Source organism: Salmonirosea aquatica (assembly GCF_009296315.1).
Lineage (GTDB): Bacteria > Bacteroidota > Bacteroidia > Cytophagales > Spirosomataceae > Salmonirosea > Salmonirosea aquatica.
Genome location: NZ_WHLY01000002.1, coordinates 2,337,811 through 2,350,813 on the forward strand (window position 1 = coordinate 2,337,811; position 13,003 = coordinate 2,350,813).

Genomic DNA, 13,003 nt, shown 5'->3' on the forward strand with positions numbered 1-13,003 from the left:
CCCTGTGGAGAACGACGCATTCAAACAGCTGGATCCCGACCATCAGGCTCCTGCCTACCTGAAGGAAGCACTGGTGTCGGAGATTGATTTCATTCGTGATACGTTGCAGATCGTCACCCATTTTACAGAAGGCTTTTTAGGTGCGGCTATTAACAACCTTTCCCAACTTGTTGATTCAGAACCCTAGTCCCGATCCTGTATGCAAACAATTCCTAACATTACTCAAATACTCATCAATACGTTCAACACGCTTATCAATCAATTCATTGATTTCGTGCCTCGTTTGATGGGCTGTCTTGTCATCCTCATCGTGGGGTACCTAGTAGCCAAGGGCGTATCGGTGTTAGTCGGCAATATACTGGGTCGGGTAGGTTTCGACCGGATTGGTGAGAAATTGAACGAAATCAGCATCATCAAGCAACTAAAGACAGAAATCAAACTCAGCGAGATCACCGCCAAAGTACTGTACTACTTCATACTGCTGGTGTTCTTGACGGCAGCGACCGAAACCCTGGGTGTAGATGCCATCACGAGCATGGTATTGTCCATCGTTAATTTTATTCCGCAGCTGATTGCCGCCGCCATTATGTTACAGGTAGGTATCATGCTGGCCGATGTTATCAAAAATACCGTCACGGGACTATGCAAATCGTTCAATATACCTTCGGCCAAGCTCATCGGCAACCTCGTATTCGTGTTTTTTCTTATCATTACCTTCATCAGCGCTCTGGGCCAGATCGGCATCGAAACCACTTTGCTAATCTCCAGCTTCAACCTCATTCTTGGCGGCATCGTAGCGGCTTTCGCTTTGGGCTATGGCATTGCTTCGCGCGATGTGCTGGCCAATATGATTTCGGCGATGTACAGCCGTAAAAAGTACAAGGTAGGCCAGACCGTAAAACTGGATGACGTCAAGGGAATCATTACCCAACTGGACAATGTGTCCGTGACGATTCAGAGCGCCGAGGCTACTATTGTGTTGCCTTTACAGCTTTTCCAGTCCAGGAAAGTGGAGATTTTTAACGAAACCATCCCTCAATAAATCCTATACAGCATGAAATGGAGTTATATTTTCCTTGTCATAACCGCCATTCTGAATTCATTTCCCGCTTTTTCCCAAGACGAGATACTCATTGATTCCGTACGCAACGAACTCGCCGTGGATACTTCCTGGAAGAAAAAAGTGGAATTCGGTGCTAATTTGAATCAGGGCAGTTTTAGTTCCAATTGGACAGGGGGAGCCGTCAATTCCATCGCGGTAGGAGTTCATTTGAACGCAGTTCTAACGTACGAAAAGGACCGCAACAGCTGGCGTAACGATTTTCAGGGTCAATACGGCATCGTGCGCAACAAGGGTCAGGAAAGTCGTAAAAGTGTGGACCGGCTGTTTTTCGATACCAAATACGGTCGCGAACTTACCGAGCATTGGAGCATGATCGCCAGCCTGAATTTCCTATCGCAGTTTGCGCCCGGCTATGATTACGACGAATTACCCACCGGCGAATTAGTAAGAAGGAAAGTATCAGGCCTTTTCTCACCGGCCTACCTGACCGAAGCCGTGGGTATCGAGTACCAGCCAGCGGATTACTTTTTCCTGACATTTTCACCCGGTGCAATCCGGCAGACCATCGTATCTGATCTGAATCTTTACAAGACCTTTCCCAAAAATTACGGGGTACCTATCGGTCAGCGCGTGCGCACCGAGGTAGCTCTGATGCAACTCATAGCTAATTTTGATAAAAAAATCGCCAAGAATCTAAACCTTAAATTCCGCTATCAGTTGTTTGCTAATTATAAGGATTTAGGAGCGGTGGATCATCGCCTGGACGCAAGTTTCACGGCCAAAATCAATAAATATTGGAATGTCAACTTGGGCGCAATCCTGATTTATGATCAGGATCAGAGTCTGGACGTCCAGCTTGCCCAGTCGCTTTCAATCGGTTTTCTCTACACTTTCTGAATACATACACTTTTCATATTTCAATCAAATCTAAACAGTACAACTATGCTGAATGAATTCAAAATTTTCGTGGCCAAGGGAAACGTCCTCGATTTGGCGGTCGGTGTGATTATTGGCGCGGCGTTCGGGAAAATCACTACTTCGCTGGTGGAGGATATCCTGAATCCAATTCTGGGCCTGGTCATAGGCGGGGTCAATTTCGAAAATCTGAAAGTTGTATTAAAAGAAGCGGTAGGCGAAGAACCCGAGGTGGCGATTATGTATGGCAATTTCATTCAGACTATCATACAGTTCTTGCTGGTTGCGCTGGTAATCTTCTTTATCGTACGTTTTGCCAACCGCATCAAAGCCTCAGAAAGCGTAGAAGTGACGAAATAGAATTGTATTATTAATGGAATTCAGGGGAAGGCAGGTACCTTCCCCTTTTTTTGTATAAAATATTTGTAGCAAAAGAGCCGGTCTTTTCTTTGAATAAAGGCCCATTTTCTGCGAAATTTACCCTGAATTACCTTTTGCGCAACCCAATGACACCGTCGTACACCGCTAAAAAACTTGTGATTCTGGGAGGGGGGGAGAGTGGCGCGGGGGCCGCACTTTTGGGCAAGGCGCGAGGCTATGATGTCTTCTTATCCGATCACAATCTTCTACAGCCTACCTACCGCGACTTACTGGCAAAAGAAAATATAGCCTTTGAAGAGGGGGGTCATACCGCTGAACGCATTCTGTTGGCCGATGAAGTAGTCAAAAGTCCTGGTATTCCTGACAAGGTACCCCTGATCCAAGAATTGTATCGCCGGAAAATTCCGGTTTTATCCGAGATCGAATTCGCGGCGCGCTACACCCGGGCCCGGATGATCGCCATTACAGGCAGCAACGGCAAGACCACCACCACCCTGCTGATTTACCATCTTCTGAAGGAAGCCGACTTATCGGTCGGGCTGGCCGGAAACGTGGGGAACAGTTTTGCCCGGCAGGTTTTGGAAGATCCCAAAGAATATTATGTATTGGAAATCAGCAGCTTCCAGCTGGACAATATGTATGATTTTCACGCCCATGTGGCCGTATTGCTCAACATTACGCCCGATCATCTGGACCGCTATGACTATGATTTCCAGAAGTACGTGGCCTCCAAATTCAGAATTACGCAGAATCAAACGCCGGACGACGATTTCATCTACTTTGCCGAAAGCGAAGCGCTGACTGCTGAATTATCCCGACGTACCCTCTCCGCCCGTCAGTGGCCCATCTCCCTGCAAGGTACCCTACCGCAGGGCGGTTTTCTGGAAAATGGTATCCTGATGGCACGGAGGCATGGCCGTGAATTCACCGACGCCATGAGCGAGCTACCTTTGCAAGGTCCACACAATGCAATCAACGTTCTGGCTGCGGTACTCACCGCTCAGGCCGTCGGCCTCACCGACGCACAGATCCACGCCGGCTTACGGTCGTTTGTGAATGCACCGCATCGGCTTGAATTGGTAGCTACCCTGGACGGCGTGGCGTACGTAAACGATTCCAAAGCCACGAATGTCGATTCGGTTTTCTATGCGCTAGGTAGCTTCCAAGAGCCCATTATTCTTATTATGGGAGGCGTGGACAAAGGCAACGATTATGACCAGATTGCTCCCCTGGTGCGCGAAAAAGTAAAAGGAATGATCGCGTTAGGAAAAGATAATACCAAGCTGACAACGTATTTCGGAGAAATGGTGCCGGAATTTTACGCCACTCAGAGTTTACACGACGCCTTGCAAAAGGCCCGCTCCTGGGCGGGGCCGGGCGAAGTGGTGCTATTGTCGCCCGCCTGCGCCAGTTTTGACCTGTTCAAAAGCTACGTGGACCGTGGTGACCAGTTCAGGAATGAAGTACTAAATCTGGCAAATAACTGAGTATGGAAACAATACTGAATTTCGGAGAAGATATCCAGGCCTGGTTTGCCCGCAATCTCAAGGGCGATCCGGTTTTATGGGGTGTCGCCGTTTTTTTGCTGGGGAGCGGGGTGTTGGTCGTATACAGCGCCAGCGTGATGGAGTCGTACCTTGAGTACAACGGCGATACGGAGTACCTGCTGTACAAGCAGATTCAGGCAGCCGTCATGGCTTTTCTGGTGATGTACGTGGTACACCGGATGCCTTATACCAAATTCGTGGTTTTCTCTCGGCTGGGAGTATGGGTGTCGGTCATTCTGCTACTGTTTACTTTCTTCAAGGGCGTCAGCGTCAACGACGCCGCACGGTGGGTCGAAATTCCTCTCATCAAGCAGCGCTTCCAGCCCTCCGAGTTGGCCAAGGTAGCTTTAATCGCTCATCTGGCCCTGGTACTGGCCCGGCGTTTCAAGACCAGCTATAGCATGGAATCCATGGCCGAACCCATTTTCATGATCGGGATGGTGTGTGCCTTGATCTTTCGTTCCAATATATCTACCGCTGCGTTGCTGGGAGCTACCTGCTTTATGATGATGTACGTAGGTAGGGTACCTGTGCGGTACCTATTGTCGACCCTGGCCATCTTCCTCATTGCATCCGGTTTTTTGGTGGTCCTCAAATTGGGGCAACGGGGTAGTACTGCCGAGAGCAGGATCGAACAATTTATGGATAAAGACAAAGTGGCCTACCAGGCTTCCCATTCGTTTATTGCCATGGCACGCGGGGGGCTGTTTGGAGAAGGGGTGGCCAAAAGCCGCCAGCGCCGCATTCTGCCCCACAGCAATAGCGACTTTGTCTTTGCCATCGTAGTAGAAGAATATGGTACCATCGGCGCTATTCTGATGATCGGCGCTTTTCTACTCTTGCTCTACCGGGGAATGCGGGCCATCGAAAAGCCCAAGCGACCATACGGTGGCCTGCTGTCGGCGGGTCTGACATTCAGTATTGTATTTCAGGCTTTCGCCACCATGGCTGTTACGGTAGGCCTCTTGCCCGTTACGGGCCAGACCTTGCCTTTTGTCAGCAAGGGAGGTACCTCCATGCTCTTTACCGGGCTGGCCATGGGTATTATCCTCAGTGTAAGCCGGGGCGAACTGGAAGAAAAAACCATTTAGAATACCTATGTCAAAGCGCATTATTATTAGTGGTGGAGGGACGGGAGGGCATATTTACCCGGCCATAGCTATCGCGAATGCGCTGAAAATGGAGGACCCCTCGATCGACATACTCTTTGTGGGGGCCGAGGGGAAAATGGAAATGGAAAAAGTGCCCAAAGCAGGGTACCACATTGTGGGCCTTCCCATTGTGGGCATCAAAAGAGAAGTATCGCTCGACAATGCCGCCTTTCCATTGAAGTTGACGCGCAGCTTATTAAAGGCGCGGACGGTACTGAGGAGCTTCCGACCCGACGTAGCCGTGGGTGTAGGCGGGTTCGCCAGCGGTCCCTTATTAATGGTAGCATCGCTACTGAGAATTCCTATTTTGATTCAGGAGCAAAACTCCTACGCGGGAATCACCAACAAGCTCCTGGCGCGCCGGGCCAAAACCATTTGTGTGGCGTATCCCGGCATGGAAAGCTTTTTTGCCAAAAGAAAAATCAAACTTCTGGGAAATCCTGTCCGCAGCGACATCATCGGCAGCAGTAGCAAACGCCTCGAGGCACTCGCTCATTTTGGCTTTGCCAATCACCGCAAAACACTCTTCATTATGGGAGGAAGTCTGGGAGCACGTAGCATAAATGAGAGCATCCGGGAAGGCCTGAAGGCACTCAATGATTCGGGATATCAGATAATATGGCAAACCGGTAAGGCTTATATCCAAACTGCCCGCGAAGCCATTGCCCAGGTAGGGAGCGAACGAACCAAAGCCTTCGACTTCCTTTACCAGATGGACTTGGCCTATGCCGCCGCCGATGTGGTAATCTCACGAGCAGGCGCATTGTCGGTTTCGGAACTGTGCCTGGCTGCCAAACCCGCCATTCTGGTACCTTACCCGGCCGCTTCCGAAGACCACCAGACGAAGAACGCCATGAGCCTGATTCGACAGAACGCTGCGCTGTTGGTAACGGATGCCTACGCGCACCGGGATTTGATCGAAACGGCCATCCGGCTCCTCGAAGACCCCGGCAAACAGAAAGAACTGAAAACCAATATCGCGAAATTGGCGCGGCCCGACGCGGCCACCGAAATCGCCCACGAAGTAATGAAACTAATCGATTGAAGCAAATGACTCTTTCGCCCGACGGAAAATTATCCTGGAAGCACGTCTATTTCGTGGGCATCGGGGGCATTGGTATGAGTGCCCTGGCGCGCTGGTTCAACGTGAACGGATTCGCAGTAGCAGGTTACGACCGTACGCCCACCACGCTGACCGAAACTCTCGAACAGGAGGGCATCGATGTGTGTTTCGATGATGCGGTAGACCAGGTACCTGCACCATTCCTAGCCAATCCTGAAGGTACCCTGATCGTATACACCCCGGCCATTCCTGCCGGACACCGGCAAATGGAATATTTCCGGGAACACGGTTTCGAAGTATACAAACGCTCGCAGGTGCTGGGCTGGATCACCCGTACCCTACGCACGGTGGGTGTAGCGGGCACGCATGGCAAAACCACCACTTCCTCCATGGTGGCTCACCTGTTACGGTCGGCGGGCATCAACTGTACGGCTTTCCTGGGGGGCATCACCCAGAACTACGGGACAAATTTTTTATTGAACGAACCTACCGATCGCCCCGAAGAAATCGTTTGTGTGGTAGAAGCCGACGAATTCGATCGGTCTTTCCTTACCCTTTATCCCGATTGGGCCATTGTTACCTCAACCGACGCCGATCACCTCGATATTTACGGCCAGCACGATGTCTTGCTCGATTCGTTCCGGGCTTTTGTGGGACAAATCAAACCCGGGGGTGTACTATTTATGCGAAAAGGACTGGAATTGATGCATAGTACTACGGCCGAAGTACGGGACTATTCGCTGGATGCAGGAAATTATCGAAGTGCAAATCTGCGCATTGAGCAAGCCAGGTTTGTCTTTGATATTGTTCATCCCCAGGGTACCATCGAAGAAATACGCATGACTGTACCGGGTTACCATAATGTAGAAAATGCGGTGGCCGCTTCGGCCGTAGCGCTACAACTGGGCGTTTCTCCCGAGCATATCCGGTCGGGCCTGGGCTCTTACCGGGGTGTAAAGCGCCGCTTTGAATATTGGATTGAGACTGGAGAAAAAATATTGATTGACGATTATGCCCATCATCCGGCCGAGATTGAAGCATTCCTGAAATCGGTAAGGGCCTTGTACCCCGGACGGCACATAACGGCTGTTTTCCAGCCCCATTTGTTCAGCCGCACCCGCGATTTTGCCGATGAGTTTGCCGTCAGCCTGAGTTTGGCAGATCGTCTGCTCCTGCTGGATATTTATCCCGCCCGCGAGTTGCCTATGGCGGGCGTTACTTCAGAAATGTTACTCAATAAAGTGACTATACAAGATAAAGTGTTACTTTCAAAAGAAGATTTGCTTTATGAGCTTAAAACACTTCCTACCGACGTGGTAGTAACCCTGGGTGCAGGAGATATAGACAAGCTGGTTGGGGAAATCAGGGCAATCCTGTGATTTCCATTTGCTAATTTATATTTAAAGCCTTTTAATATTATCACCATGTTACGTAAATTTGACTATTCCAAAAAATGGCTCGGTAAAACCCTGTGGCTGCTGGTCTTTTTGCTGGGCGTGGGAATGGCTGAAAGTAGGGTAAGTACCCAACAGTGTGACAACCTGCTGGTGAATGTGGATTATGATTCGGGAATCCGTTTCATTAACCAGTCGGATGTGGAAAACCTCCTGACTGCCAATGGGCACGAGCCTTTGCATGGGAGTAAGCAGAAGAATATTCAGTTGGCTACCCTCGAGAAGCGGATCAGAATCAACAAGCTTGTGAGGGACTGTCAGGTATACCACGATCTGGCCGGTAATTTGGTCGTCGACATAGAGCAGGAAAAGCCAGTGGCCCGTTGGATCAATAGTTCGCAAAATGAGGAATGGCATAAGTCCAGTGGCTTTTATATCAATGGCGATGGTGACTTCATTCCCCTGTCCGACCGCTACTCGGCGCGGGTCTTAATGGTAGCCGGCCCTTTTTTTCAGAATCGGGCCGATCTGCGCACCGGGTCGGGAGAAGCAGTGCTGGATCTGATCAAGTACATACAAGAAGATCCATTCTGGCAGGCTCAGGTAATCCAGATGAACGTGTCAAAGAATGGGGAAATAGACATGCTAACCGCCCTGGGTAACCAGCGGATTGAATTCGGAAAAGCCGAAGATATTAAAACGAAGTTGACAAAACTTCGTATCTTTTACCAAAAAGTGATGGCTTCTGATTGGAGTCGTTACTCGCGCATAAGTATAAAATATCACGACCAGATTGTTTGTGAGTAATCCATAGATCCATAACACCGTTCAAATTATGAAAAAAGGCACCATTTGCGTAGGCCTTGATATAGGAAGCACTAAGGTAGCCGCTGTTGCCGTAGAAAGCCAGGGCAACCTCTACAGCGACCACGACACAGTAGAAATCATCGGATTTAGTGAGGTAGCCGTACCAAGCGATGCCATTGTGAGAGGAGCGGTAAAAAACGTAAAGCAGGTAGGGATGGCTATCCGTAGCGCCCTATCAGAGCTAACGATGCGCTCTGATCTGGAGATTGGAACAGTAAATGTAAGTTTTGGGGGAAGTCACATACAGGTAGCGTCCCTTAGCAGTTCGATGGTCCGCCCCACGTCGGCCACCAGCAACGAAGTAACGCAGGAAGATGTAGAGCATCTTATTAAAGATCTGTACCGTGCCCAAACGGAACCCAACAACGAAGTGATGCACGTTATCCCTGGTGAATTCATGGTAGACAGCAGCCGGGGTGTGCGAGTACCCGTCGGGCGTATCGGAGTACGTCTTGGAGGCGACTTCCTGGTGGTTTCTACGGATAAGCAAGTCATTGACGTTACTCGAAAGAGCTTGATTACGGCCGATCCTACACTCGAATACGATCAACTTCTGCTAGCTCCCATTGCGGCGGGACTAGCCGTACTGAGTGAAGATGAAATACAGGCCGGTATCGCCTTAGTCGATATTGGTGATCATACCACCGATATTGTCATTTACCAGGGAGGCATTATTCGCCATATCTCCTCTTTGCCCATTGCGGGTCACCACATTACGGCCGACCTGAAAGCCGGATGCGGGATTCAGCTTGAAAATGCCGAGCTTCTGAAAAAGGAGTTTGGCGAAGCCCTATCGGCGCATACGGCTCTGAACATTGAAATTCTGGTCAATTACCTCAAAGGACGGCCCGCCAAGCAGGTACTTAAAAAGAATATAGCCCTTATCATCGAGGAGCGCCTGAAGGAAATCGCTGCCCTGGTATATGCCGATATTCTTGAATCGGGCCTGGCCGACGAGCTTATTGGTGGCATCGTGCTTACAGGGGGCACGGCTAATCTGCCGGAAATAGAAACCTTGTTCAGCCGGGTGGCCAATGACATGCCTGTGCGGGTGGGAATTCCCGAACGTCTGGCTCATACGCCCAAAGCCGACGAGGTAAGCAACACCAGCTATGCCACCGCCTTGGGCCTGGCCTGGGCAGGCATCAAGAAAATTGACAAGCGCCTTAACTCGATTTGCGCGCCTCACACGACCCATCAAAAAACGACGCACAAAGAGCAAGACGACTCCACCGAGAGAACAACCGATTTCTTTTCAAATTGGAATTTGAGGAGCCGCTTCTTCGGTACGGACCGAAATGATAAAGAGGATAAGACCGGAGGAGGATACTGATCCGAATTTAGTAGTTCATCAAACAGACTGAAACGAAGTACACGCCCATGAATACCAATTTGTTAAACGCCTTAGAACAAGACTACATCGTGAACGGAATAGAGGATAAAGCCGTAGAACAATCAATCATCAAGGTGATTGGAGTAGGGGGTGGAGGTAGTAATGCGGTCAACTACATGTTTGAGAAAAAAATCAAAGATGTGGAGTTTGCCATTTGCAACACCGACCGCCAAGCCTTGCTCAAAAGTCCGGTTCCTACCAAAATCCAGTTGGGGGCCGCCCTCACGAAGGGGTTGGGAGCAGGAATGGAAATTTCAAGAGGTCGCGAGGCTGCCCTGGAAACGATTGAAGAACTGAAATCCCTGCTTGGCGGCTCCACCCAAATGGTATTCATTACGGCAGGTATGGGAGGAGGAACCGGAACTGGTGCTGCCCCGGTGATTGCCCAGATCGCCAAGGAAGAAATGAATCTGTTGACGGTAGCCGTGGTCACGGCCCCGTATTCGTGGGAAGGTACAGTCAAGAAAAAACATGCCTTTGAAGGAATTGAGCAGCTCAAGAAATACTGTGACACCGTACTGGTGGTTCTTAACGACAAGCTGGAAGAGCTGTTTGAAGACATGCGCATTACGGAGGCATTTGCCCAAGCCGACAGCATTCTCCTCAACGCCGTAAAAAGTATTTCCGAAATCATTACCACCAGCGGGAATATCAATACCGACTTCCGGGACGTCGAGAAAGTTCTTAAGCAAGCCGGACAGTCGGTAATGGGTACCGCTGAGGTAGAAGGTGAAAACCGGGCGCACGAGGCCATCCGCCGAGCGCTGGATTCTCCCCTGCTGAATGACCGTGACATCAAGGGTGCGAAGCGGATTCTGGTCACGCTGGCATCCAGTAATAAAAGGGAGGCCATTGTTAAGGAACAGCGAGAAATCTGGAAGTACATTCTTGACCAGGTGGGAGGCGAAGCACATCTGTTCAAATTAGGTACCATTACCGATGATACCCTAGGTGAAAAACTCCGGGTCACGGTAGTAGCGGCGGGCTTTGATAGTGTCGATTCGCCCATTGCGGGAGTAGAAGCGACCATGGAACCGGAAGATGAAACCGTGGTTCAGGAAACAGAGCCCGAGATCGAGGAAACACCAGAGGCTACACTGGAAGACATGCCTACTCCCCCCGAAGAGAGTCCCACCAAGCCCGAAACCATTATTGTAGCCGAGGCTGGGATAGGTACCCCTACCAGTCCTTTTGTGGCGCCGCCCACTGAGATGGTACCCACCAGCGAATTACCTACCCAACCCGAAACATTCTTCCCTGCCTACGACCCCTCACCCGTCCATACGTACGGCGGCATGGTACCTGGACAAGCCGAGGGCGATGATTGGTCAGATGCGGAATACGATCGGATTAAAGAAATGGTAGAGCGGTTTCGAGACAAGAAAAAAATAAACTGGGACGATCTTGATCGCAGCCCGGCCTTTCGGCGTAGCCAGATCGACCTTTGGCGCAAGCCCAGCATTCCGGCCAGTGAAATGGAGCAAATCCGATTGAACTAATAGGCAAAGGCGGGGCTCAAACCCCGCTTTTGTTTTTGTTCCTCCCCTAAAAATCTTCCAATCGGTGGAAAATATCCGAGCCGCGCTAGCCCAACTGGCTGACGAATCACGGGCGGTCCAGGTAGCAAGATTCTTCCAGACCGGACCTGGACAATACGCCGAGGGTGATGTATTCTGGGGAATTTCTAATCCAGAAGTACGAAAGGTAGCCCGTCAATGGCAACATCTGGAATTTGAAGCGGTGGAAAATCTGCTTCGCGATCCGGTACACGAATGCCGTTTTGCCGCGTTGCTCATTTGGGTAAGGCAGTACCCTAAAGCTTCAGAAGCACAGCGGCAAGCCATTTTCGAAAGCTACCTGGCCCATTTGGAATATATTAATAACTGGGATTTGGTTGATTTGTCAGCCCGGGATATTGTGGGAAGGCACCTATTTGATAAGGACAGAAGTGTATTGTACGATCTGGCGCAGCGTTCTCATCTGTGGTCGCAGCGGGTGTCGCTGATTGCTACTTTTTATTTCATTCGTAAAAATCAATTTGCCGATTTCCTGGCACTAGCCGAGCTTTTACTATCTCACGAACACCATCTCATCCATAAGGCTATCGGCTGGATGCTGCGCGAAACCGGGAAGCGCGATCTGGATGTGATGGAGGAATTTCTGCACCGCCATATCGAGCGCCTACCGCGTACTTCCCTGCGCTATGCCATTGAACACCTACCCCCTTTCCGCAGGCAATACTACCTGTCGCTGCGCTAGCCAATGCAATTATTGCTATATTTGAAACCCAAACATGGAGCGAACGCCGCTTTATGTTAAAGATTAGACTTGTTCCAACGCTGCAATAACTTCCTAGCATCATGTCTTGGTTTATTCGAAAAGAAAAAGGAATCAGTACGCCCACGGAAATGAAACGCGAGGCGCCCGATGGACTTTGGTACCAGTGTCCCAATTGCAAGAAAATCATGCAAACCCGTGAGCATAAGCTTAATGCCTATACCTGCGAGCATTGTAACTACCATGAAAAAATCGGTTCCGAGGCGTACTTTGAAATTTTGTTCGACAACAATGAATTTACCGAACTTGATGCGGACATGACTTCGGCTGATCCGCTAAATTTCACGGATACCAAAGCATATCCGGACCGAATTCGAACGACCATGCTCAAGACCGGCCTGAAAGATGCCGTACGCACCGGCTACGGTAAAATGAACGAGTCCGACATCGTGGTGGCCTGTATGGATTTCAATTTTATTGGAGGCTCTATGGGTTCGGTCGTCGGTGAGAAAATCGCCCGGGCGATCGACCACGCCCTGAAAACCAAAACACCCTTCCTGATGATTTCCCGATCGGGCGGCGCGCGCATGATGGAGGCTGGCTTCTCGTTGATGCAAATGGCCAAGACTTCAGCCAAACTCGCCCTGCTTTCCGAAGCGGGGTACCCTATATTTCTTTACTGACTGATCCTACCACGGGTGGCGTCACGGCCTCGTACGCCATGTTGGGTGACTTCAACATTTCCGAACCCCAGGCGCTCATCGGCTTTGCCGGCCCGCGGGTCATTCGCGAGACCATCGGCAAAGACCTGCCCAAGGGCTTTCAGAGCGCCGAATTCGTGCTGGAACATGGCTTCCTGGATTTTATCGTAGACCGTAAAGATCTGAAAGACAAACTTACCAGTCTGCTCGGCATGCTTACCTAGGTGTCCGTTGGCGGCACCCGTGCTGCC

The 13,003-nt window shown here is 50.3% G+C and carries 12 protein-coding genes and 1 pseudogene; all 13 read left to right on the forward strand.

Annotation, left to right across the window (positions count from 1 at the left end):
* Positions 1–4: 4 nt before the first annotated feature.
* The 13 genes and pseudogenes from GBK04_RS10820 to accD all read left to right on the forward strand — a co-directional run bounded on the left by GBK04_RS10820 (position 5) and on the right by accD (position 12,976).
* Positions 5–187 carry a hypothetical protein gene (locus GBK04_RS10820; protein WP_152759565.1) on the forward strand — a complete coding sequence of 61 codons (183 nt, stop codon included), beginning with the start codon at positions 5–7 and terminating at the stop codon, positions 185–187.
* Positions 188–199: 12 nt separating this feature from the next.
* Positions 200–1,042: a mechanosensitive ion channel family protein gene (locus GBK04_RS10825; RefSeq protein WP_152759567.1), complete on the forward strand. Its 843-nt coding sequence runs from the start codon at positions 200–202 to the stop codon at positions 1,040–1,042.
* A 12-nt stretch (positions 1,043–1,054) separates the two neighbouring features.
* Positions 1,055–1,960, forward strand: coding sequence for a DUF3078 domain-containing protein (locus GBK04_RS10830; RefSeq protein ID WP_152759569.1), 906 nt, complete (start codon positions 1,055–1,057; stop codon positions 1,958–1,960).
* A gap of 45 nt (positions 1,961–2,005) precedes the next feature.
* Positions 2,006–2,338, forward strand: coding sequence for a large conductance mechanosensitive channel protein MscL (gene mscL, locus GBK04_RS10835; protein WP_152759571.1), 333 nt, complete (start codon positions 2,006–2,008; stop codon positions 2,336–2,338).
* 146 nt (positions 2,339–2,484) lie between these two features.
* Complete coding sequence (gene murD / locus GBK04_RS10840) at positions 2,485–3,846, forward strand: UDP-N-acetylmuramoyl-L-alanine--D-glutamate ligase (RefSeq protein WP_152759573.1); 1,362 nt, start codon at positions 2,485–2,487, stop codon at positions 3,844–3,846.
* 2 nt (positions 3,847–3,848) lie between these two features.
* Positions 3,849–4,997 (forward strand): FtsW/RodA/SpoVE family cell cycle protein, encoded by a 1,149-nt coding sequence (locus GBK04_RS10845; protein ID WP_152759575.1) that lies wholly within the window; start codon positions 3,849–3,851, stop codon positions 4,995–4,997.
* Positions 4,998–5,004: 7 nt separating this feature from the next.
* Positions 5,005–6,102 (forward strand): undecaprenyldiphospho-muramoylpentapeptide beta-N-acetylglucosaminyltransferase, encoded by a 1,098-nt coding sequence (gene murG / locus GBK04_RS10850; protein WP_152759577.1) that lies wholly within the window; start codon positions 5,005–5,007, stop codon positions 6,100–6,102.
* Between the two features lie 5 nt (positions 6,103–6,107).
* Positions 6,108–7,499, forward strand: a complete 1,392-nt coding sequence (murC, locus tag GBK04_RS10855) for a UDP-N-acetylmuramate--L-alanine ligase (protein WP_152766022.1) — start codon at positions 6,108–6,110, stop codon at positions 7,497–7,499.
* Between the two features lie 45 nt (positions 7,500–7,544).
* Positions 7,545–8,321, forward strand: a complete 777-nt coding sequence (locus GBK04_RS10860; RefSeq protein ID WP_152759578.1) for a cell division protein FtsQ/DivIB — start codon at positions 7,545–7,547, stop codon at positions 8,319–8,321.
* Positions 8,322–8,349: 28 nt separating this feature from the next.
* Entirely contained in the window at positions 8,350–9,714 is a 1,365-nt protein-coding gene (ftsA, locus tag GBK04_RS10865) for a cell division protein FtsA (RefSeq protein ID WP_152759580.1), read from the forward strand.
* A 47-nt stretch (positions 9,715–9,761) separates the two neighbouring features.
* Positions 9,762–11,273, forward strand: coding sequence for a cell division protein FtsZ (ftsZ, locus tag GBK04_RS10870; RefSeq protein ID WP_152759582.1), 1,512 nt, complete (start codon positions 9,762–9,764; stop codon positions 11,271–11,273).
* 64 nt (positions 11,274–11,337) lie between these two features.
* Positions 11,338–12,033, forward strand: a complete 696-nt coding sequence (locus GBK04_RS10875) for a DNA alkylation repair protein (RefSeq protein ID WP_373330888.1) — start codon at positions 11,338–11,340, stop codon at positions 12,031–12,033.
* A gap of 101 nt (positions 12,034–12,134) precedes the next feature.
* Positions 12,135–12,976, forward strand: a pseudogene (gene accD / locus GBK04_RS10880) (acetyl-CoA carboxylase, carboxyltransferase subunit beta).
* Positions 12,977–13,003: the final 27 nt, after the last annotated feature.

What these genes read in the sequence shown, in the direction of transcription:
- ftsA (WP_152759580.1), top strand. Translation starts at nt 8,350, where the DNA reads ATGAAAAAAGGCACCATTTGCGTAGGCCTTGATATAGGAAGCACTAAG.
- ftsZ (WP_152759582.1), top strand. Translation starts at nt 9,762, where the DNA reads ATGAATACCAATTTGTTAAACGCCTTAGAACAAGACTACATCGTGAAC.
- GBK04_RS10830 (WP_152759569.1), top strand. Translation starts at nt 1,055, where the DNA reads ATGAAATGGAGTTATATTTTCCTTGTCATAACCGCCATTCTGAATTCA.
- murG (WP_152759577.1), top strand. Translation starts at nt 5,005, where the DNA reads ATGTCAAAGCGCATTATTATTAGTGGTGGAGGGACGGGAGGGCATATT.
- GBK04_RS10845 (WP_152759575.1), top strand. Translation starts at nt 3,849, where the DNA reads ATGGAAACAATACTGAATTTCGGAGAAGATATCCAGGCCTGGTTTGCC.
- murC (WP_152766022.1), top strand. Translation starts at nt 6,108, where the DNA reads ATGACTCTTTCGCCCGACGGAAAATTATCCTGGAAGCACGTCTATTTC.
- mscL (WP_152759571.1), top strand. Translation starts at nt 2,006, where the DNA reads ATGCTGAATGAATTCAAAATTTTCGTGGCCAAGGGAAACGTCCTCGAT.
- murD (WP_152759573.1), top strand. Translation starts at nt 2,485, where the DNA reads ATGACACCGTCGTACACCGCTAAAAAACTTGTGATTCTGGGAGGGGGG.
- GBK04_RS10825 (WP_152759567.1), top strand. Translation starts at nt 200, where the DNA reads ATGCAAACAATTCCTAACATTACTCAAATACTCATCAATACGTTCAAC.
- GBK04_RS10860 (WP_152759578.1), top strand. Translation starts at nt 7,545, where the DNA reads ATGTTACGTAAATTTGACTATTCCAAAAAATGGCTCGGTAAAACCCTG.